The sequence below is a fragment of the Ferdinandcohnia salidurans genome (assembly GCF_042680725.1).
Lineage (GTDB): Bacteria > Bacillota > Bacilli > Bacillales > Bacillaceae_L > Ferdinandcohnia > Ferdinandcohnia salidurans.
Genome location: NZ_JBHUEK010000025.1, coordinates 72,218 through 95,165, shown reverse-complemented (window position 1 = coordinate 95,165; position 22,948 = coordinate 72,218). Strand labels below are relative to the sequence as shown.

The 22,948-nt window shown below is 40.9% G+C and carries 20 protein-coding genes; 18 read left to right on the top strand and 2 right to left on the bottom strand.

Annotated elements, in window-relative coordinates; translation table 11 throughout:
* Positions 1-34 precede the first annotated feature (34 nt).
* Positions 35-193, bottom strand: a complete 159-nt coding sequence (locus ACFSFW_RS15005; protein ID WP_099354889.1) for a Fur-regulated basic protein FbpA — start codon at positions 191-193, stop codon at positions 35-37.
* Between the two features lie 618 nt (positions 194-811).
* Here ACFSFW_RS15005 and ACFSFW_RS15000 point away from each other — a divergent pair.
* Together ACFSFW_RS15000 and ACFSFW_RS14995 are read left to right on the top strand one after the other, a co-directional pair.
* Positions 812-1,555: a DUF4230 domain-containing protein gene (locus tag ACFSFW_RS15000; protein ID WP_388039429.1), complete on the top strand. Its 744-nt coding sequence runs from the start codon at positions 812-814 to the stop codon at positions 1,553-1,555.
* Positions 1,556-1,668: 113 nt separating this feature from the next.
* Positions 1,669-3,165: a methyl-accepting chemotaxis protein gene (locus tag ACFSFW_RS14995; RefSeq protein ID WP_388039427.1), complete on the top strand. Its 1,497-nt coding sequence runs from the start codon at positions 1,669-1,671 to the stop codon at positions 3,163-3,165.
* Between the two features lie 167 nt (positions 3,166-3,332).
* On the opposite strand, the gene ACFSFW_RS14990 is transcribed toward ACFSFW_RS14995, so the two are convergent.
* Positions 3,333-4,217 (bottom strand): LysR family transcriptional regulator, encoded by an 885-nt coding sequence (locus ACFSFW_RS14990; RefSeq protein WP_388039425.1) that lies wholly within the window; start codon positions 4,215-4,217, stop codon positions 3,333-3,335.
* 183 nt (positions 4,218-4,400) lie between these two features.
* On the opposite strand from ACFSFW_RS14990, the gene ACFSFW_RS14985 reads away from it, so the two are divergent.
* The 16 genes from ACFSFW_RS14985 to ACFSFW_RS14910 all read left to right on the top strand — a co-directional run bounded on the left by ACFSFW_RS14985 (position 4,401) and on the right by ACFSFW_RS14910 (position 22,847).
* Positions 4,401-5,225: a sulfite exporter TauE/SafE family protein gene (locus tag ACFSFW_RS14985; RefSeq protein ID WP_388039423.1), complete on the top strand. Its 825-nt coding sequence runs from the start codon at positions 4,401-4,403 to the stop codon at positions 5,223-5,225.
* A gap of 154 nt (positions 5,226-5,379) precedes the next feature.
* The gene (locus ACFSFW_RS14980) at positions 5,380-6,543 is read left to right on the top strand and encodes a galactokinase (protein WP_388039422.1); all 1,164 of its coding nucleotides are present in this window, start codon (positions 5,380-5,382) and stop codon (positions 6,541-6,543) included.
* Between the two features lie 74 nt (positions 6,544-6,617).
* Positions 6,618-7,607, top strand: coding sequence for a UDP-glucose 4-epimerase GalE (gene galE, locus ACFSFW_RS14975; RefSeq protein WP_388039420.1), 990 nt, complete (start codon positions 6,618-6,620; stop codon positions 7,605-7,607).
* A gap of 10 nt (positions 7,608-7,617) precedes the next feature.
* Complete coding sequence (gene galT / locus ACFSFW_RS14970; RefSeq protein ID WP_388039418.1) at positions 7,618-9,105, top strand: UDP-glucose--hexose-1-phosphate uridylyltransferase; 1,488 nt, start codon at positions 7,618-7,620, stop codon at positions 9,103-9,105.
* Between the two features lie 12 nt (positions 9,106-9,117).
* Positions 9,118-10,152 (top strand): aldose epimerase family protein, encoded by a 1,035-nt coding sequence (locus tag ACFSFW_RS14965; protein WP_388039416.1) that lies wholly within the window; start codon positions 9,118-9,120, stop codon positions 10,150-10,152.
* A 92-nt stretch (positions 10,153-10,244) separates the two neighbouring features.
* The gene (locus ACFSFW_RS14960) at positions 10,245-11,225 is read left to right on the top strand and encodes a LacI family DNA-binding transcriptional regulator (protein ID WP_388039414.1); all 981 of its coding nucleotides are present in this window, start codon (positions 10,245-10,247) and stop codon (positions 11,223-11,225) included.
* A 666-nt stretch (positions 11,226-11,891) separates the two neighbouring features.
* Positions 11,892-12,236 (top strand): kinetochore Spc7 family protein, encoded by a 345-nt coding sequence (locus ACFSFW_RS14955; RefSeq protein ID WP_388039412.1) that lies wholly within the window; start codon positions 11,892-11,894, stop codon positions 12,234-12,236.
* Positions 12,237-12,366: 130 nt separating this feature from the next.
* Positions 12,367-16,977 (top strand): type VII secretion protein EssC, encoded by a 4,611-nt coding sequence (gene essC / locus ACFSFW_RS14950; RefSeq protein WP_388039410.1) that lies wholly within the window; start codon positions 12,367-12,369, stop codon positions 16,975-16,977.
* Positions 16,970-17,221, top strand: coding sequence for a methyltransferase (locus ACFSFW_RS14945; RefSeq protein WP_099354906.1), 252 nt, complete (start codon positions 16,970-16,972; stop codon positions 17,219-17,221). Before essC ends, ACFSFW_RS14945 begins: the two co-directional genes overlap by 8 nt.
* 397 nt (positions 17,222-17,618) lie before the next feature.
* The gene (locus ACFSFW_RS14940; protein WP_304216867.1) at positions 17,619-18,305 is read left to right on the top strand and encodes a hypothetical protein; all 687 of its coding nucleotides are present in this window, start codon (positions 17,619-17,621) and stop codon (positions 18,303-18,305) included.
* A 4-nt stretch (positions 18,306-18,309) separates the two neighbouring features.
* Complete coding sequence (locus tag ACFSFW_RS14935) at positions 18,310-19,728, top strand: Mbeg1-like protein (RefSeq protein ID WP_304216869.1); 1,419 nt, start codon at positions 18,310-18,312, stop codon at positions 19,726-19,728.
* Between the two features lie 2 nt (positions 19,729-19,730).
* Positions 19,731-20,498, top strand: coding sequence for a hypothetical protein (locus tag ACFSFW_RS14930; protein ID WP_304216870.1), 768 nt, complete (start codon positions 19,731-19,733; stop codon positions 20,496-20,498).
* A 36-nt stretch (positions 20,499-20,534) separates the two neighbouring features.
* Positions 20,535-20,726: a hypothetical protein gene (locus ACFSFW_RS14925; RefSeq protein ID WP_099361338.1), complete on the top strand. Its 192-nt coding sequence runs from the start codon at positions 20,535-20,537 to the stop codon at positions 20,724-20,726.
* Positions 20,727-20,836: 110 nt separating this feature from the next.
* Positions 20,837-21,139, top strand: coding sequence for a WXG100 family type VII secretion target (locus ACFSFW_RS14920; RefSeq protein ID WP_099354911.1), 303 nt, complete (start codon positions 20,837-20,839; stop codon positions 21,137-21,139).
* A gap of 40 nt (positions 21,140-21,179) precedes the next feature.
* Entirely contained in the window at positions 21,180-21,482 is a 303-nt protein-coding gene (locus ACFSFW_RS14915; RefSeq protein WP_099354912.1) for a pore-forming ESAT-6 family protein, read from the top strand.
* Between the two features lie 108 nt (positions 21,483-21,590).
* Positions 21,591-22,847 (top strand): DUF6382 and FHA domain-containing protein, encoded by a 1,257-nt coding sequence (locus tag ACFSFW_RS14910; RefSeq protein ID WP_388039407.1) that lies wholly within the window; start codon positions 21,591-21,593, stop codon positions 22,845-22,847.
* Positions 22,848-22,948: the final 101 nt, after the last annotated feature.

The window sequence follows — 22,948 nt, the reverse complement described above, 5'->3', positions numbered from 1 at the left end:
CATAATCAGGTTCGATGCGCCGTTGATTCGAAGGTCACTCGCGGTCATATACTAATTTATATTCATTTTCAAGTTCACTCAAACTCAATTCATACAGATGTTTTTCATCTTTTTTATAGATTCCTTGTTTAATCAACTTATTAATCAAATCTTTCTTTTTTGACTGAACAGCGTATCGTAGTAGATTTCCCATTTTATCACCTCTATTTAGTAACAAAACCTATGTATTTAACACCGGCTATTGTGCTTATTTTCTTTGATTTTGGAGATTTTATGACTTAACTGACTGAAAGATAGATTCAACAGAAAAATTAAAATAAGCGAACCCAATAAATATATGCTTATAAAGTTAACGATATTCATAAAAAGTTACCTCCATTTTTCTTTTACTAATTACAGAAGGTTGACTCCTAACCCTCTAACTCCTGTCATTATAGATAATCATACCTTTAAAATTTGTCGATTCATCTGGAATTTACAACTCTTAAATGAATTGTTAAGCTTCGTTAATAAAAGAAAAACTTGTAATGATTTGTAACCTTTGTAATTTTGTAAAATAAGACATCACTGTTATTTGTCCGAATAAACTTAATCCCAAAACTCTCAATCTTAATTTAAGTGACAGTTAAAAATCACCTATGATAAAATAACCATAAGAGAATTTGTAAAAAATAGTAGAAATGACACAGAATATGACGAAAGCACCTCATATTAATATGCAGGCTACACCCCAGTTAGGTGTAGCCTTTCATTTTGCATTTTTTAAAAACTAGCAATCAATCATATTAAGTCAAAGAAGGGGTTGGATCCAATGAGGAAAAAGGATGAAACAGTAGCACAGTTGGAAGCAATTTTAAAGGAACTTAAAACAGCAAATGATGAAAGTGCGGCTACTGCTGTTGTCGGACAGCGAAGAGCAGATCGAAACACATCTGGAACGCTAACTAAGTTTCTATTTCGAGTTCTAGGAGCAAGGATTCTCCTAGTTGCTGTCCTTCTCATTGCGGTTTCAGCGGGGAGTGTTTGGTTTCTATCTGGGAGTACGTTAAAAAAAGAAAGTACGGTTTTTGTTGAAGATATCAAAGAGCTGGCTACACTCGCAACAGCTGAAGCCTCTGTGAAAACAGTTATCAAGCAAGAGGATAATAAGTTGTTTGGGAATGATCTACCGATTAAGGTCCCAGGCACAAAGAGAGAGGTCTTATTAATTGTTCCGGGTACGGTGATTGCTGGTGTTGATTTAGAAGGGATAACCGCGGATGATATAAAAGTGAATGAAAAAGAAAAAGTGCTAGATATTGTACTCCCACATGCTGATCTAATCCAAGAACCAGCGATACAGATGGATAAGTTAATCACATTTTCAGACGAAGGAATATTCCGTGGTGAGGTGAAATGGGATGAAGGCTTTGATTTAGCGGCTGAAGCCCAGAAGAAAATCAGGAAAGAGGCAATCGAGGGAGGTCTATTAGAAACCGCCGAAAAAAATGCTGAAAAAGTTTTAGTAGGCTTTTTTGATAATCTAGGCTATACAGTGAACCTGACCTTTAAATAACATTTCAATCCAAACAAACGCTTGTTTGAATCCCAAATTCCCATAATTACTATATTCAATCCTCCTAAAAAACGGTAAAATAGAGGGAGATATTAAAAATGGGGGATAACCTTATGAACGAAACGGTTTTATCTATTGAGGAGTTAAAACGAGAGGATCTTATCCGAAAAAACAAATTGGTCGGCATTGTTTCACTTATTTCTATCATTCTAGCAATTATTGTTGAGGTCTCAATCCAACAACCACTTCAAATGATTCTTACAATCGGAATCGGTGGTGCGATTTTTCTAGCTCTCTTATTTTTACTTATTTACAAGAATCTACTATTAACTCAAACACCTTATATTTCAGTCGTAGGGATTGCGGTGGTGATCTTTGTGATTATGTCTAGCTCACAGTCAACGCCAATCGTCCTTTTACCGTTATACCTCTTGACAACGGTTGCAATCTATAATAAGCGGAAAACGCTAATCTTTGGCGTGGCTTGTGCCATTGCATTAACGGTTTTATTTTTTATCACAAGTGGACATGAATTCAGTTATACTTCAAAGGAAATTGTGATCTATTATTTGATCTTTGTGGTGATTATTGCGACCCTGTTTTTCCAGAGCATTGTGACTGGAAGGTTGACTCAGGATATTCAAGCAACGCATAAGCACACCGAGCACCTTCTTGAGATGAGAAGGCATCATGCGGCTCAGCTTGAGGAAAACTCACAAGTGATCAGTGAGAACATCACAAACATCCGTCGCCAAGGTGAGGAGCAAATGCACTCCTTTAATGAGATGACAATCGCCGTTACGGAAATCTCTTCCGGAATGAACACGCAAAATGAGGCAGCGACAACCATTACTGAATCCATCGAAGATCTTAATGGAATTGTCCAGGAGCTTGTAAAAGGTTCGAACCACCTTAGTAATCAGACCGAGAATACGAATCTAGCAGCTGACAACGGAAATGAATCTATCGACCTTTTACTCTCAAAAATTACAGACTTTCAAGCATCCGTACATTCGATGTCTGAAACCATGAATTTATTAGTTGAAAAAATCAATGAGACAAACGGGTTTACGGACCGAATTCAGGAGATTGCGTCACAAACGAATTTACTCGCGTTGAATGCTTCGATTGAAGCGGCCCGTGCAGGTGATAGTGGTAGAGGTTTTGCGGTAGTTGCATCTGAAATTAGAAAACTTTCAGAGGTGACTTCTAATACAGCAAACCTCATATCTGAGAATTTAAAAGAAGTAAACGAAAGCACGACATTAACACAGAAGCATATGGCAGAAAATGCGATAAAAATGGACGAAAGTGTCCAGCTTACAAAGGATGCAAAGGGCGTCTTCACAGTTATCGACGACACAGTTTCCGAATTGAACGAAGCCGTTAAGCATTTCGAAAAAATCTCAAACCAAATTAGCCATTCATCGGTTTCGATTGAAACATCAGTCAGTGAATTCGCAGCAATCATTGAAGAAACAACAGCATCTCTTGAGGAAATTACAGCATCCATCGAAAACCAGAACGGCCAAATGCAACACCTCGTCTCCTACGTCCAAAACACAGACGACGCAACAGCCGAACTGATGGAAATTTTTAAAGAAAAATAGAGCATAATTCACTGTAAAAGTAGGTATACTAGTACAGCGCATAATAAAAGGGGAGTAGCCTGTGGTGATTAGGTTACTCCTCTTTTATTTTGAACCAGAGGGACGGTTCCTCTGGTTCCCACCTTGGATGGGACCACGAGAACCGTCCCTGTGGTTACCTGGTTTACTCAGTAATTCCGGATAAAATCTACAAAATGTTGCAATCCTATTTTTGGGAAACGATGTGGTTTTTGGACCATCCAGAGTGTACGCGTGAGTGAAAAATTGGTCACGTTAATCTGGCATAATGTTCCTAGTTCTAATTCTTTTAATACCGTAATCCTTGGGAGAATGCTGATGCCAAGGCCTGCTTCAACCGCACTTTTGATAGATTGGATACTCCCCAGTTCCATTTCGCTTTCAATGTCATCAATGATTCCATGATCACGAAGGTAATTTTCGACGATCAGACGAGAACCAGATTCGGGCTCCCGCCAAATCATTTTTTCTTCTACCAATTCATTTATTGTAATTGTTTTTCGATGCTTCCAATGATGGTCATTCGAAGTGACTAAAATAAGCTCATCTTCAGCAAATTTTTCAATTCTTAAAATTGGATTTTCTACATGACTTTCCACAAGAGCGATATCAATTTCATTGTTTTCAAGCATTGCAATTATATTTGGGGTATTTCCTATTGTAAGACTGAACGTTATATGTGGATATCCTTTTTTTATCATTCCAAGAATTTGAGGTAATAGATATTCACCGATCGTTAAGCTTGCGCCTATATGTAAATTGACTTCCTCATTGCCAGTCATTTTTTGAACAGCATCGAAGGATCTTTTGATATTTTCAATCACATCTTTCGCATAGGGATAAAGGACTTCCCCGGCCTTTGTTAGTTCAAGTCTTCCACCGTTTCTCTCAAAAAGCAGGGTGCCATATTCATTTTCAAGCTGGCTTATCTTTTTCGTGACAGCTGGTTGAGAGATAAAACTTATCCGTGCAGCGTTTGTAATACTTCCCTCTTCTACGACAAGGCAAAAGAGTTTAAGATTCTCAATGTTCATGGTATCCCCCCCTTGCAAACGTAATTTCTATAGCCTTTACTTTCATTATATAAGATTGAGTTCGTATTATTCTATATCACAAGCAGTATTACGTTTTGTTATGACCTATTATACATTGTTATTTTACTACTACTTAAAGATTTGATAGGTTAATAGAGAGTCATACATAGGGGGAACGTAATCATGGATATCGTAACAGGGGTTTTACTTGTGGCAATCGGGATATTTGCTGGTGGTTATGGGGCAATTGTTGGGGCGGGTGGAGGCTTTCTATTTGTACCGGCACTTTTGCTGCTTTTTCATGTCGATCCCGTTCTTGCTGCAGGAACAGGGCTAGTCATTGTACTAATTAACTCATTGTCTGGTGTTTTTGGATTTGCAAAACAAAAACGGATTGATTACCGAACCGGAATCATGTTAGGTATAGGTGCGTTCCCGGGAACTTTTATCGGTGTGCAACTTCTTCAAGCTTATTCCTCTACATATTTTTACTTTTTCTTTGCAAGTGTACTCGTCTTTTTGGGCTTCTTTTTAGTGGTGAAAAATACGAATCTGCTAAAAAAGAAGAATATGACGAAGGAAGCGAAAACTGAAGCCGCGGCAACGGGGGAATCAGCAGATCACGTCACCTCTAATCTTCAAACAAATAACAGATTACAGGTTAAATGGCTTATCCCACTTGGTTTTTTCATGGGAATTCTCTCAAGCTATCTTGGAATTGGGGGAGGCTGGATGCTTGTTCCGATTTTGGTTTACATTTTTCGTGTGCCAACCCATATCGCAACTGCAACCTCAATCTTTTCTTTATGCTTGTATTCTTCTGTAGGTGTTTTTCTTCAGGTCTGGCATGGGAATATTGATTGGTTGATTGTTGCATTTGGTGGAACCGGAATTATCATTGGTTCACAGCTTGGTGTTATCCTCTCACAAAAAATCCCAAGTCGTGTTATCATGCAAATGTTATCTTTTCTATTAATCATCATAGGATTTCGAATGTATTTTCATTAAGAACCAAAGAGCAGATCTCTTTGGTTCTTTTTTTATGGGGGCAGAAAACTGCAGGCTAAATAATTTAGTAAAACTTTAACTAAAATTAATTGACCTTTTTTACTTCCGGTTCTACAATAAAGATAGAAACCAAAGTATTGGAGGTAAATCCACCATGGATCTCAAACAACTTTCAAATAGATTTATAGAAGTATTTAACGAAACCGATTACAGAAGCTTCTTCGCGCCTGGCCGTATTAATCTCATTGGTGAGCATACCGATTACAATGGCGGCCATGTTTTTCCGGCTTCAATCACAAAAGGTACCTATGCAATAGCTAGAAAGCGTGATGATGAAAAAATCAGAATGTACTCGATGAACTTTGAAGAGCTTGGGGTAATCGAGTTCGACCTACGCGACCTTGACTACAATAAAACACATGATTGGACGAATTATCCGAAGGGGATGCTTCGTTATTTACGTGAAAAAGGGTATGAAATTGAAACTGGAGTTGACGTGCTTTTTTACGGCAATATTCCAAACGGTGCGGGCCTTTCCTCATCGGCATCCATTGAGCTTGTGTCAGGCGTGATGTTCGAAAAATTATTTAACCTTGAAATTGACCGTGTTGAACTTGTAAAAATTGGTCAACTTGTAGAAAATAAGTTCATTGGTGTGAACAGTGGAATCATGGACCAATTTGCAATCGGAATGGGTAAAAAGAATGCAGGAATTTTACTAGATTGCGATACATTAAAGTATGAATACGCACCAATCGAGTTAGACGAACATCTCATTTTAATCATGAACACGAACAAACGCCGTGAGCTAGCGGACTCTAAATATAACGAGCGTCGCAGTGAGTGTGAACAGGCACTTGTCCAACTTCAGAAGGAGCTGGATGTTCAAGCGCTTGGTAACATCACTAGCAAGCAATTTGAACAACACAAGCATCTAATCCAAAACGAAACCTTGCAAAAGCGAGCTAAACATGCGGTTTACGAAAATGAAAGAACGTTAGATGCGCTAAAAGCCCTGAAAGCGGAGGACCTCGTCGAGTTCGGTCGTTTGCTAAATGCATCACACACATCGTTGCGTGATGATTATGAAGTAACCGGCAAAGAGCTTGATACTTTAGCAGAAGCAGCATGGGCGCAAGAGGGTGTACTTGGTGCACGAATGACAGGCGCTGGTTTCGGAGGCTGTGCAATTGCCCTCATCGAAAAAGAAAAAGCGCAAGCAATCATCGATGCAGTCGGAAAAATCTACGAAGAAACCATCGGCTACCCGGCTACCTTCTATGAGGTAAGCATCGGCGACGGCGCAAAAGAACTATAACAGGGTGGTGGGACACAAGGTTGTCCGTGGGACACAGGGACAGGTCCATCACCCACAAAAAGGAGCGAATGAATATGAGTATTTTAGTTTTAGGTGGAGCGGGTTATATTGGCTCGCATGCGGTTTATCAGTTAATTGACGCGAACGAGGATGTTGTGGTTGTTGACAATCTTCAAACAGGCCACAAGGAGGCGGTTCACCCGAAAGCGAAGTTTTATCAAGGTGACATTCGTGACCGAGTGTTTTTACAATCTGTTTTTGAAAAAGAAGATATTAATGCGGTGATCCACTTTGCGGCGAATTCCCTTGTCGGCGAATCAATGGTTGACCCGTTAAAATACTATGACAACAATGTATTCGGCACACAGATTGTCCTTGAAACAATGAAAAACAATAACGTGAAGTACATCGTTTTCTCATCAACTGCTGCAACTTATGGTGAGCCTAAGCAGGTGCCAATTACGGAGGACATGCCAACTGTTCCAACAAATACGTACGGTGAAACGAAGCTCGCGATGGAGAAAATGATGAAGTGGTCTGAGATGGCGCATGACATTAAATTTGTTTCACTCCGTTATTTTAACGTAGCTGGGGCTCGCGCAACTGGTGAAATCGGGGAGGATCATGATCCGGAAACTCATCTAATCCCGGTTATTTTACAAGCAGCATTAGGACAAAGAGATGCCATCACGATCTTCGGTGAGGACTATGATACGCCAGACGGCACATGCATCCGTGACTACATCCATGTCGAGGACTTGATTAATGCGCATATTTTAGCGCTGAAATATCTCCAAAACGGTGGCGAGAGTAACTATTTCAACCTTGGAAGTAACAGTGGATTCTCTGTAAAAGAAATGGTTGAGGCAGCAAAAGAGGTTACACAGCGCGATATTCCTGTCATTATTGGCGAGCGCCGTGCAGGTGACCCAAGCATTCTCATCGCATCATCAGGAAAAGCGAAGGAAGTGCTCGGCTGGGAGCCAAAGCGTGCGTCAATCAATGAAATCATTAAGGATGCGTGGAACTGGCATGTAAACCACCCAAATGGGTATGAAAGCTGAGGGGAGAAACTTGACTATCTACGGAGCTGTTCAGCAGTTAACGGAGCAGGCCATCAAGGTCGGACTTATTAAAAAAGAAGACGTGATCTATGTTCGCAATCAGGTCCTTTCCTTGTTAAATCTTGAAGACTTCGCGCCAACTGAGCAAGTCTCACCGGAAAAAGACATCCCAACTTTGGTTGAGGATCTAGTTGAATATGCATGCGAACAAGGTGTTATCGAGGATTATTTCGACGCTAAAGAAATTTTCGCAAGTAAAGTCATGAACGTGATGATCCCACTGCCGTCAGCGGTGACACGTCATTTTTATGAACTTCATCAAAAAGACCCGGCGGCAGCAACAAACTATTTTTACGAGTTAAGTAAAAATAGCAACTACATTCAAATGAAACGAATCGAAAAAAACATTGAATATAAAGTAGAAACTAAGTACGGTGAGCTTGATATCACCATCAACTTGTCCAAACCCGAAAAAGATCCAAAGCAAATCGCACTTGAAAAAGAGACAAAAAACAGCGGTGAGAAGTATCCGAAATGCCTGCTCTGTGTAGAAAATGAAGGGTATGCGGGCCGCATCGGTCATCCGGCTCGCTCGAATCACCGCATCATTCCAGTGCCACTTGAGAGAGAAAACTGGTATTTGCAGTACTCGCCATATGTGTACTACAACGAGCACAGCATCTTGCTTTGCGAAGAGCATCGTGATATGAAAATCAGCAGTGAGACATTTGCGCGATTACTTGGCTTTGTTGAAAAGTTTCCACACTATTTCATTGGTTCAAATGCAGATATCCCAATTGTCGGGGGCTCGATTTTAACCCATGATCACTACCAAGCTGGAAACTATGAATTTGCGATGGCCAAGGCAGAAGATGATATCAAATTTACATGGGACCGTTATGACAGCATCGAATTTTCAACGGTAAACTGGCCGATGTCTGTACTTCGCCTTAGAAGCACTGATAAGGATGCCTTGGTGGAAGTGGGTGACCACATTTTACAAACATGGCGCAATTACAGTGATCCAGAAGTCGATATCATCGCGTTTTCTGGTGAAACGCCGCATAACACAATTACACCGATTGCTCGGAAACGAGACGGCAAATACGAGTTGGACCTTGTTCTCCGAAACAACCGTACGAATGACGAACATCCACTCGGCATTTTTCACCCGCATGCCGATGTGCATCATATTAAAAAGGAAAACATCGGTCTCATCGAGGTAATGGGATTAGCGGTGCTTCCAGCTCGACTCAAAACTGAGTTGCAAGAAGTGGAAAATTACCTAATCGGCGAAGCAGACTCAGTCAATCCAATCCACCAAGAATGGGCGGATGAACTGAAAGCTTACAACCCGCCGAAAGATAATGTGCACGAACTTGTCAAACAGGAAGTCGGCAAAAAGTTCATGCGTGTGCTTGAAGACGCCGGCGTATACAAGCGTGATGAAGTTGGCCAAGATGCATTTAAGAGATTTATAGACCACTTTACAAAATAGGAGATTGTTAATATGGAAGTTACTGTACATCCTTACGGAAAGTTCGATAACCAACAAATCCAAGCTTTTACGTTAAAAAATGACCACGGGCTAAGCGTTACCTGCATTGACTATGGTTGCATTATCACTGAGGTTATAGCGCCAGACAGAAACGGTGCACAGGAGAATGTCGTGCTTGGATTCGATAACCTTGATGGATATATTGCAGATCAAACTTATCAAGGGGCGATTGTTGGTCGGATTGCAGGCCGTATTAGAGGTGGGGAGTTTGAACTGAACGGCAAAACCTATCATCTTGATAAAAATGAAAACACCAACCATATCCATGGTGGAGTAAAAGGGTTCAGCAAAGTCGTCTGGGATTCTACTATTATAAAGGAAGAAAATCATGTCGGCGTTGAGTTTAAGTATGTCAGTAAAGACGGTGAAGGGGGCTATCCTGGAACATTTGAAATGACAGTCACTTATTCACTTAATAATGAAAATGAATTTTTGATCTCTGCAGTAGGTGTTCCTGATGCAGACACAGTTTTAAATATCACAAACCATGCTTATTTTAACCTATCAGGCAACATGAAAAGGGACATACTTGATCATGAACTCTTTATTAAAAGCAGTAAGTTTCTTGAACTAGACCAAGAGTTTCTTCCTACCGGTGAACTTCTTGATGTCACTGGTACTGTTTTTGATTTTCGTTATGGACGAAAAATCGCCGACGGACCGAATTCAAATGATGAGCAGATTGCCCTTGTTGGCCAAGGGTACGACCATCCATTTTTGCTCGATGAAAAATTGGTTACACTTTATGATGAAGCATCCGGCCGCCTATTAAAGGTAGAAACAAACCAACCAGCTGTTGTCGTTTACACAAGCAACACAATGGAAGGCTTTGAAATGCGCGGTGGCAAGGCACGCCCGTATTTAGGCGTGTGCCTTGAAACACAAGCACCACCTGATTCAATCCATCACGCGAACTTCCCATCCACGATCGTCAAAAAGGGTGAGGAATACCATTGGGAAACGAAGTACACATTTTTAGTAAGATAGGGACCAAGGGGACGGTTCTCCTGGTCCGCTATAGTGGCCAGGTGGGGAGCCAAGAGAACCGTCCCTATGGTTCCACAGAAAGGAGATGAATCATGGCGACAATTAAAGATATTGCGGAAAAAGCGGGTGTCTCGATTGCAACGGTGTCAAGGGTGCTGAACTATGATTCCAGCTTATCTGTCAGTGATGAGACCAAAAAGAGGATCTTTGAGATTGCTGAGGCACTTTCGTATAAAAAGCGTCCCTCTAAAAAGTCTTCTTCTGCTCGGATAGGGATTCTCCTTTGGTACACTGAAAAAGAGGAACTAAATGATCTCTATTACATGTCGATTCGTCTTGGGATTGAGCAGCGCTGTGAGCAGCATGGCATCCAAGTGGCTAATTTTTACAATAGTATTGATAGCATGAAGCAAGAGGAGTTTCAGGGAATTATTGCGGTTGGTAAGTTCAGTGAAAATCAAGTTGATGAGCTATCGAAAATGGCTGAGCATATCGTGTTTGTTGATTCGAACCCAGATGAGGATGTGTACGATGCGGTTGTTGTTGACTTTGAAAAAGCCACCCGAACTGTGTTGAGGCATTTTATCGAAAATGGTCATACGAATATTGGATATCTTGGTGGACGTGAGGAATTCAAGGACCACTCTGCGGAAATCGAAGAAATACGTGAGAAAACGTTTAGGACCTATCTTTCGCAAGCCAATCTACTAGATGAGAGCAACTTATATATAGGAAGCTTTACAGTCGAGGACGGGTACAAATTGATGAAACAGGCAATCGTGGAAAAAGGAGACGACCTCCCAACGGCCTTTTTTGCTGCTAATGATTTGATTGCAATCGGTGCATTACGTGCATTAAATGAAGAAAAACTCGCAGTGCCTGACCGTGTAAGCCTGTTTGGAGTCAATGATATCAGTGTCTCCAAATATGTCTATCCGCCACTGTCAACGGTCAAAGTCCATACCGAAGTCATGGGTGAAACTGCTGTCGACACCATCCTTGAACGAATCAACGGGAGACAAATACCGAAAAAAGTATTCATTGCTACTAAATTAGTGATACGAGAAACCTAGTCAACCACCTGACTAGGTTTTTTACAATCCATTTTAATAGGAAAGAAAGATTACAAAATCCCCCTGCAACAACCACGAAACTCCTAGAGAATTTAGTCGAATCCTCGTACCTTTTCCTTACCTATCCACCAACATTTACCACCCCAAACAACTATTCTTCAAAAATAAAATCCTATTTTACAAAAACATTACTTCATTTTAAGGGAAAGACGAATTTATAACTTCACACCAATGAAAGTGCTTACAAGTACCAAGGAAGTTGTAAGTATTGTCAAGTTACAATTATGTTACAAACATTAACGATAAAAGGACTAATTTCCTACTAATTGTAATAAAGGGAGTCAAGAGGCTTGAAATCAAGATATTATGTCGAGAGTTATCAACGTTCTTCCGTTTCATGAATTTCTCAAAAGTACTAGAGGGGTAGTACACCTAAGGTAGTAAGCAACTCCGTCAGGAACGATAATTTGTAGAAAAATGTAGAATAAACAGGTCTTTCGTCTCGGTTACTAAGTTGGTTGAATATTCTGGAAAAATTGACCTAATCCAAAATATCGAGTAATTTTTAGTATATATCTGGAAAAAGTGTGACCGTACTATGTCAATTTTGCCCCATAAAAGGGCATTACACTATATTAAACTTATTTACGATAAGTAGGTGATTTTATGGGAATCAGTGTTTCAGCAGCAATTTCACAGGCAAACCAACTTCGCAATTATGCCACACAACTTCGTAATCTAAAAAGCTCTCTAAATGGATTTCAAGGAAATATCAACTCGGCTTGGCAGGCAACTGAGGTTCAGTATATCAATCAAGCAATTGCCGAGATTAATCGAGAACTAAATCAGATTGCCTCAAAGCTTGATTCAGTCGCGCCAGACATCATATCAGTTGCAAACCAAATCAAGCGAGAAGAAGAGGCAGCTGCTCGTGCAGCAGCGGAAGCGAGAAGAAAGGCTGAAGAAGAAGCACAGAAAAGAGCTGACGCAAGAGCCCCTCATCTACGCTAAGACTGCTAGAATAGGATATTTTATACCCCTTTGCTTACAACTATGAAAATAGCTTATTGCAATAGTTAATACTGGCGTTAGGAAAAAGACGTGACAGCCTTGCGCTTTTTTTATGAAGGAGAGATTTGCTTTGATATTAACTCTATTTGATCGGGAAAAGGCTTTTACATATGTGCTGCCAGAACGCATCACGGGCCGCTATATTTTAACCTCTGAAGATGCTCATGGGGAACCGAAAGACTTAATCGCCATCGAGGCCGAGGAAGGCAAATGGTTCTTGAAGTCGAACAAGTCGGCATTCCTGGCAAATGATAAGCAAGAAATACTTGTCAAACAGGAAATTGAGCCATTTAAAACTTACTCGATTTCGCGCAACAATGATGCATCTGCTCTCCTCTATGTGGAGCCGCCGACAAACGATCGAAATGAGTTTACAAAGCATGAGGTGACGGGAAGTAGCATTCAGGTTGGTCGTGGTAATGACTGCCACATTCGATTTTCGAATAAGCTTGTCTCTAGCTCCCACTGTGTGATTCAGTACGACACACAAGGCCATGCGATCATCCGTGACAACAATAGCTCGAATGGTACATATGTCAACGGAGAGCGCGTGACGGAAAAAGTCCTTTCAATCGGTGACGTTATCTACATCATGGGATTAAAAATCATCTACAATGGCAAGTTATTATCCCTGAATAATCCACATCAATTGGTATTTTTAGACCGCAATGCCTTTCGCCCGTTTGAGGTGCAAAAGCCGTTTATAGAAGAAGAGGAACCGCTTGACGATTTTGAAACCGAGGAATTAAATGACGACCTCTTTTATCGCTCACCGCGTTTTAAGCGGGATATTAAGCGAACAGAAATTAGTATTGATCCACCGCCATCTAAGCCAAATATTGACGAAACTCCATTGATGTTCATTCTCGGACCTTCCCTCACGATGGGGATGGCGTCCTTGTCCATGGGGCTATTTATGCTAAATAACGTATTGGCACGCGGCGAAAGTCTTACGTACGCGATGCCGACATTGATCATGTCCTTTAGTATGTTGATCGGAACGGTGCTTTGGCCAATTTTAACGAAGAAATATGAGAAGAAGCAGCGGATTAAGCTTGAAGGCAAACGTCAGGAAAAATACTCAACATACATTGAAGAAATGGCGCAGGTGATTGAGGAAGAATGTCAACGTCAAAGTGAAATTCTTCATGAAAACCATGTGGCCCTCCAAAATCTAATTTCACGAATTACGATGCGAAAAAGAAATCTGTGGGAGCGTGCCATTGGTCAAGATGATTTCCTTAAGGTTCGCCTCGGAATCGGCGATCTTCCATTAAATGCAGAACTGAAATACCCTGAGAAAAAATTCACCTTAGAGGATGACAATCTCCAGGATGATCTTTATAAATTGGTTGAAACACCTCACATTTTAAAACAGGTGCCCGTAACCTTAAGTTTTGTAGAGGAGTTTGTCAGTGGTGTGATTGGACGCCGCAGTCGCGTACAAGATTTTGTAAAGGGACTTATTTTTCAATTAACAGCCCTACATAGTTATGACGAACTGAAGCTTGTGTTTCTTTACGATAAAAATGAGGAAGAGTATTGGAAGTTTGCGAGATGGCTACCGCATGTGTGGGATGAGGCGATGCAAATACGCTTTATCGCAACAGATGCGACAGAGGTAAAAGAGCTGTCTTCCTATTTTGAAAAGGAAATTGCCTACCGTGCAAGCCTTGATGAGACAGAGATAAAGGAACTTGACCAGCATTATTTGATTTTCTCAATGAGTAAATCACTAGCTTCAAGGGCTGAGATGATCAACCTCCTTTTAGAGGAAAATAAGGACATCGGAATTAGCCTCGTCACTTTATACGATGAGCTAAAAAATCTACCGAAGGAATGTACGATGGTTGTCGAGCTTGCGGATGATATGTCTAAGATTTATGACAAGGACGACATTTCCGGCTTGTACACAGCGTTTGATGCGGAGTTTTATGAGCGTGAGGATGCGGAAGAGGTTGCGATACGCCTAGCCAATATCCAGCTTGCATCTTCCGTTGAAGCATATACGCTACCAGACATGATCACGTTCCTTGAGATGTTTGGTGTAAGTAAAATCGAGCACTTGAACGCATTGACGCGCTGGAAGGAAAACAACCCTGTGCTCTCCATTGAAACACCAATTGGGGTCGACACAATGGGTGAGTCGTTCAAACTAGACCTTCATGAAAAATACCACGGTCCGCATGGGCTGATTGCAGGTATGACGGGGTCTGGTAAGTCTGAGTTCATTATGACGTTCATTTTATCGCTTGCGGTGAACTATCACCCTGATGAGGTTGCATTTATTTTAATCGACTACAAGGGTGGCGGAATGGCGAATGCGTTTTTAAATCTGCCGCATCTAGCTGGTACGATTACAAACCTCGATGGGGCAGCAGTGAAACGCTCGTTAATTTCAATTCAGAGTGAGCTAAAGCGTCGTCAGTCTATTTTCAGTGAGACGAGTCGACGTATGAATACTAGTAATATCGACATTTATAAATACCAAAAGCTGTATCGTGAAGGCTTAGTGAGTGAGCCACTTCAGCATTTGTTCATGATTTCCGATGAGTTCGCCGAGCTGAAAACCCAGCAACCAGAGTTCATGGAGCAGCTGGTGAGTGCGGCTCGTATCGGACGAAGCTTAGGTGTCCATTTGATTTTAGCTACTCAGAAGCCATCTGGTGTGGTGGACGATCAAATTTGGAGTAACTCGAAATTTAGAATCAGTCTGAAGGTACAGGAAAAAGCGGATAGTATGGAGGTCATCAAACGACCAGATGCTGCCGAGCTATCAACGACCGGCCGTTTTTACCTGCAAGTTGGGTATAACGAGTTGTTCGAACTTGGTCAATCGGCATGGGCAGGGGCACCGTATTATCCTTCCGATAAGATTGAAAAACGTGTGGATGAAAGCATTCGCGTGATTGACCACTTAGGTCGCGTCATCAAGAGTGCAAAAATTGACCGCAGAACGATGGTGAAGAATCCACCGAAGCAAATTGATGAAGTCACAAAGTACTTAGAAACTCTAGCAAAACAGGAAAATATCAAGGTAAAGCAGCTATGGCTTGAACCGATACCTGCAAGGATTTATTTAGATCAGTTAGTTGAAAAATACAGTGAAGAAACAACAAACCGCTTTGAACTGAACCCTGTAATTGGGGAATATGACGATCCAGCGAATCAACGCCAAAATGTTATGAGACTACCAATCACACAGGATGGCAATACTATCATTTATGGAGTTGCCGGTAGCGGAAAGACAACGTTTATTGCGACGTTGATGTACTCGCTAATGGAGTCCCATACGCCAGATGAGCTACATTCTTATTTACTAGATTTTAGCTCAGAGACATTGAGTTGGTTCCGTGAAGCCCCACATATCGGGGACGTTCTGTTATCCCATGATAGTGAGAAGATTGATAATCTCTTTAAAATGCTAAATAGCGAGATTGAGAAACGGAAAAAGCAGTTGTCCAATTATGGCGGTGATTTGCAGACTTACAACCGTCTGTCAGAGGATGGTCTACCATCGATTGTGATTGTGATTCACAACTATGCCGCGTTTTCTGAAATGTACGAGTCACACGAAGAGGCGATTTCGTACCTCACTCGTGAAGGCACGAAGTACGGCATTTATTTTATCGTGACAGCGGCACATACGGGTGCGGTTCGCTACCGCTTGATGCAAAACTTCAAGCAGTTGTATGTGTTGCAGCTTAATGACACATCTGAATATTCAGCGGTACTTGGAAATGTGGACGGCGTCTTCCCATCGAAGCATAAAGGTCGAGGCATTTTCAAAGCAGACAGTGTGTATGAATTCCAGGTGGCTCTCATTACTGAGGGTGTCGAGGACATGTACCAATATATCACGGACTACTGTCGACGCCTGCGCGACAATTGGGGCAAGAGTGCTGCGAAACGAATTCCAGTCTTGCCTGAAAAAGTAGATATTGAGTATCTACAAGATGAAATTCAGTACAACAAGTCAAGTAAACTACCAGTTGGTGTTGAAAAAGAGTCCCTTGCCATCACGTATTTCGATTTCGGAGATTCGCCTGTAAATCTAGTACTCGGCAGTAGCAGCGATGCCTGCGCAGGTATGATGCAGGGAATATCAGAGATCGTTACTAAAAATGAGAAAAATGAAGTGGTTATAATTGACCCGAATGGGGAACTAATTGAAGTTGGCGGGAAGCATGTTTCTAGTCCAACGGAGATAGAGGAAACCATCGTTGAGTTGTTTAACACATTGGTGTTCCGTAACAACACAACGAAGGATGCGATAGGAGAAGGTACAACACCACCAGTGTTCGAACCGCTCTACTGCATTGTTCATTCCTTCAACGACATGTTGTTGATGTTATCCGAGGATGGTCAGGATAAGCTGAAGGTATTCCTAGAACGAATCGACGGACTCAATGTCTTTATGATCATCTCAGACCGCGCCGATGCACTGAACTCAGTCGCATTTGAGCCTTGGTTTAAAAAGCAGGTCTCACTCAGCGACGGCATCTGGGTTGGAAACGGCATTACCGATCAATTTTTATTAAAAGTTTCAAAAGTGACAAACAGCATGTACCAAGAGATTCCAGAAGACTTCGGATATGTGCTCACTAAAGGAAAACCAAAGTTAGTCAAATTACTGACGGGTTCGGCAGTTCGTGAAGAGGAGGCAGTTTTCAATGGATAAAGTGTTGGTCGAAGTATTCATTCCAGCCGCCGGTGAATCCTACGACGTCTTCATCCCGGCCCAAAGCAAGCTCTATGAAGTAACATTTTTACTCGCAAACACCATGACTGAGCTATCCAACGGCTACTTCGTCGCAACCGACACCACCGTGGTGTGCGACCGCGAAACCGGCAAGATCTTCGACATTAACCAAACGGTGGAAGAACTAGGATTTATGAACGGAAAGAAATTGATGTTGGTTTAGATGGGGCAATGGCTGAATTTTGGCATAGGGCACAATTCGCTCGGCATAGGGCACAATTGGAGCCACCGGCCTGGCTGGAAATGACGGCTTTGTCCGATATATTGAAAAGTTTGTCCGATATCTTGCCGAAATTGTCCGATAATCCCGAGATTGTGTCCGATAAATTAAATTCAATGTCCGATATATTCAAAACAATGTCCGATATATCCAAAAAGAGCGGGCCCGGGCACTTAGCAAAGTGTCCCGCCCCGCCATTCAAAGTCAATTTTGTGGCAACAAACAATTTTCACTAGGAATCAAAGTCATTTTTACGTAAGGAAGGTGCCAAATGAGGTTACAAAAGAGGGTAGTCTTATTCCTTCTTCTATTCATTCTCATAATAGGAGGAACAGGGTGTATGAGTTCAAGTAGTGCGAGTACGGAAGAGAAGATCATTAAGCATTTAGAAGATAAGTATAATGAGAAATTTGAAGTTGAAGCTGTTGACCAAGGTAGTGAAGCTTTCGCCAATATGTATGGAAAAGATAAATTTGTTCTACACCCAGAAGGTAATTCTGATGTGGTATTCATTGCGGAGGAGAAAAGCGATGAAGAAGATGTGTATCTTGACAATTATTTAGCCGCTAAATGGGGCGAGGAGTTAAAGGCTGATTTAGCCGATGAAATTGAAAATTATATTCCAGTTGATAGCGAGTATAAAGTTTTGGTTTACCCATATTCAGACCTGAATGCCTCTCTGAAGGATATGAGCATACAAGATTTTTTAGCAAATGATAAAGATGTAAGAATTGCGCTGGTTGCTGGTGTAAAAGTAGAGGGCGAACCTGATGTTAGTCAGTATAGCGAAGGAGTCTATCAACTTTATGAGCTAATTAAAGGTCTCGGAACTTCTCAATATACAATTTCAGTGGGGTTTGTTGAAAATTCGGAGGATATTTCGGACTATATCAGAACCTCTTATGTGAACAATACACCATGGACAAATCTAGCATTAAAGGTATATGGGGAAATAAATGTAGATGATCGATACGATACTGTAACTCCACAAATTGTGGAAGAGAGCTATCAGACGATTGAGGAGTGATTAAATGTCTCTTACAAATTTAACTGAAGAAGAGAAAAATATATTACTTCAATTATCGTACATTGATTTACCACCAAATATTGATGTGAGTGATCATCCAAACAAAACCCTAACTATTGAAAAGTTTCTATCTTATGTGGATCCGCAAGTTAGAAAAAATCAGGAAACCCGATACAAAAATATCGATGAATTTTTAGCGAAAAATCCCGACTCTGCCTTACACGATATTCAATTAGTTCAGTATCAGAATAATAATCCGACTGAAAACAATAATTCGGTTTCCGGCTCACAATCAGGTTTTGTAGGTTACGGATTTAAAGATAATGATGGAAATGCATCAGCGGTATTTCGTGGGAGTGAAGATATGAAAGACCCCGTCCACTTCGATACCGATTGGAAATCAAATATTGAAGCTGGTATTGGGTATGAAATTCAACAGCAGCGTGAAGCGGACGCATTTTACGAAAAGCTTACTGCCGGAAAAGATGGGCAAACCTTGTTACTAGGTCACTCTAAAGGTGGAAACCTAGCCACGTATGTGTATGTTAATCATCTTGGCGACAAAGTTGTAGCATATGTGTTAAATGGTGCGCCGATTTATTGGAATAACTTAACGACAGAGCAGAAAAAAGCGTTGATGGGTAATCGATATACCTTTGTTGTTTATGAGGGTGATATCGTATCGCAGACGGGGGTTGCACCCTATGTCGATAAAATTGTAGAAACGATTAAGGACCCATCCGAGTACATGGCTGGAGAGGATAGGGATTTCTTTTATCCACATTATGAAACAAGCGCTGAATTTGACGAGAATGGTTATTATAAAAATTACCGAGATGGAACGTCAATCCCAAGAGCCACTGCCAACGTAGTCATGTTGAGATTAACGGAGTTAGTAGATAAGTTTAAACTTGCCTATCATATTGGGAAGGCGATGGCTGAGGCAACAATTAAAGTGATTGTTTCTATAAAAAAAGGAATTGAAGCTCTTGCAAGTTACATCAAAGATCAAGTCATAAATTATGTGAAAAAGACAATCAAAGCTGGAATTGACTTGATAAAAGCCGTTGGTGACTACTTTGATAATTTAGCTAAAGATGTAGCGTCATTTGTTATAAAAGCAATCAAAAAGCTTGGGGGCTACTTCCCAGTAGAGCCATACCTGAAAGTAAACGTCGCAAGGCTCTACTATTATGCACAACGACTTGAAAGTATCAAGCGAAGAGTGAATGCACTCAATAATCAGATTGACTCTCTGTATTGGGAGGTAGACCTGTTAGATATCCGTCATGTGTTGAGCGCCGATATTTTAACGTCTTTCTCTTACAGGCTCAATCAAAACATCAACTACCTAAATACTGCCGCCCGATTGCTTGATGCGAACGAAACGAAACTAGTTGGCAAGGCTAGGATTATTCAATAGCTATGAAAATAGTGAAAATAACGGTGCTACTATTTTTCTTTATAGGAGTTGTTGGCTGCAGTAACTCTGAAGAAAAAGCACTTCAGTATTTGGAAGATAAATATGGTGAAGAATTTGAGGTTATGTGGTCAAAAGAGGGAAGTACGGTTTTTCAAGATTTATATGGTGGAGATAAGGTTATCGTTCATCCTAAGGGTGAACCTAATGTGGTTTTCATTGTAAAAGAGTTTAACGATAAAGGTGAATGGGTTGACGACTATTTATCAGCAAAATGGGGATATGAATTACATCAAAAACTAGAAGCGGATATCGCAAAGGAACTTCCGGAAGGAACCCAATTTAAGGTGAACTTATCAGTTGGTAGTGACGAGGTTGATGAAACAATGGCCGCTATTTCAGTTAATGAGTACCTCAGTAAAAATAAAGATGTCAAAATTTCTCTTACCGCAGGGGTAAAAACAAATGGTCCACCAGATATAAATCAATATAGCAATGGAATTTACAATCTTTTTCAATTATTTAAAGGCTTAGATGTAAAGCTTTATGCTATTTCTATTGGATTTATTGACCAGTCTGAAGACATTTCCGAATACATTCAAACGTCTTTCGTAAATAATCTTCAATGGTCAAATTTTAATGCGAAGGTTTACGGAGTAGTGGGTGTAGACGATAGACTTGACCCTGATGATCCGAGTGATATTGTCGATCCAAGTGTGATCCTTCATGGACCTGAAAACATTATTGATAATTACGAATCCTTCATGGAATGATTTTTTTAGAAATACAAATCCAAAGGAGGTAACCCAATGAAACCTCATGTTCGACGAAAGATTAATAGCATTATTTATGAGATCAATGCCATCTCAAGGGAACTCGATGAGATCTCAAATGGTCTCAACCGTGAATTCAAAGGGATTGGCTCTACCAAAAGTGCATCAAGTTTGCAAAGTGCAGCGGACAAATACCGTAGAGTCGGCAATGACCTGAGAAGGATTTGAGTTAGATAGATTACTAGACCACTAGACCACTGCTAAATACAATCCAAAGTTCTCTCGGCCATAAAACCGAGTTAGCTTATACATATCCCCTTTAAAGGAGGTGAAAAAAAATGGCACGTTCAATTACTGTTGATCCAGCGAAGTTAGACACTGCGGCTACTAAAATTGACCAACAATCTGCTGACTATGAGAGACTTTACAAGGCTCTTTACACAGAGGTTGAAGGCATGGGTGCTGCGTGGCAAGGTACTGATAACCAAGCATATGTTTCTCAAATCAAGGGCTTCATGGATGATTTCCAAAAAATGACGAACTTGATGAGACAATACTCTGAGTTCTTAAAGCTTAGCGCAAAAACATACCGTGAAACACAAAGCGAGGTAGTGAACCAAGCTCGTCGCTTAACGAACTAATCTCAATTTCTATAAAACTACCAAAAAAGGAGGTGGCACGATGTCAGTTGATGGAATCAAGATTTCCCTTGGCGAGGTTAGTAAAACCGCTGGGCAAATCCGTAACCTAAACCAACAGCTTGCAACTGCACTAGAAGACATTAAGAAGGAAATGAATGGCTTATCTGCTACATGGAACTCTGATGCATCTAATACTATTCGCGGAAATTTCAATGCGTTGGCTCCACGTTTTGAGGAGTATCGCCAAGTTATTGATAGCTATGCGAAATTCCTAGATAACACTGTTACAAACTACAACGCTGCAGAAACTGCAATCAATAATAACGCTAGCGCATTTAAATAATCCATGAGGAGGGCAATTGGCCTCGCCGGTTGTCCTCACCAACTTTATTCAGTAATGGCGTGAAAAAATATGAAGTACGCATTTGATAAACAATGGGAGTGCAAGAAAATGATTAAACATGTTGAATTACATATTGAAAATTACGGTGTTTCGAAGTTCATATTTTACAAGGTGCCACCTGCGATTCGTGTTGATTTTACAGAAGCTGATAAGCTTAAAAACAACAAGGTTCCTGGCCTTTTGCCATGTGTTGTGATTAACAAGGAAGATGAGGCGTATTTTCGCTATGATTTAGTCTCAGAAGTGACTCTTAGCCAACAGACCACGAACCCACTCACAAAGGATCAGCTCCATAGCTATTTTTCAAACATCATCGAAACATTAATTGAATCCGAGCGACTTGGGTTAAATGTGAACAACTTTGTTTTTGATGAGAACTACATCTTTATTGATAATTTTTCAAACAGATTAATTCTACTGTACATGCCGATTAAAAATAATATTTTTGAAAAGGTATCAATCCGGGAATACTTCACCAGTTTCTTACACTCCCACTCCTATGAAGAAAATGATGACCTTGCTTTTTTTGTGCGGCTACATAATTATTTCGCAACATCAGAGGAAATCAATTTATATGCGCTTCAACAAAAGCTGAATGAGTTGCTCTTGAATAAACCAACTTCACCTCAGAGTTTCAGAAAGTTTCCGATTCAGGACGAAGAACCTAAAACACCGAACTATTATAGTCCTAGCAGTGAAATCAAGGCATCCGAAGAAAACGGCGTGATTACATCAGAATATAGCAGTAAAAAGGTTGATAAAAAGACAAAACAAAAGCTTGAAATCGAGGAAGAGGTTCAGTACAAGCGAATCACTCGCACTGAGCTTGGCGAAGGAAATCCACTCCTATCAGGTGGAACATCCATCAACATCAAGCCAAATGTGGGAAGTCCGATTTCGTTTGATACCGATGAGCCTGATGAAGAAGAGGGTACAACTGTCCTCACCGCGTATAAAGAGCCGGAAGAGGAAGAAGGAACAACGGCGCTGGGTGTGGGCGCACGTTTCCAACAGCAGCAGCCATTCTTACTAACGTCTACTCAGGAAAAAATCGTTCTTTCCAAGCGAGTGTTTAAAATTGGCCGTGATCCAGGGATTACTGATTATACATCCAACAATAAAGTCATTGGGCGTGTCCATGCGGAGTTGATTACCGAAAACGGGGAATACTTCATCGTCGACCAAGAATCGAGAAACGGCAGCTATGTAAATGGCGTCAAGCTCGTCCCTAAAAACAAGGTAAAAATCAAACACGAGGATAAAATCAAGCTAGCAAACGAAGAATTTGTGTTTAGGCTTTTTTAGGATACGAAGATAAAAAGGTTTTTAATGTCTAGCTTCAGGCGCCATCGGCTCGAGGTCACAAGCCAATCGCTTCGGAAGGCAAAAAGCGCCTTCTGTCACCG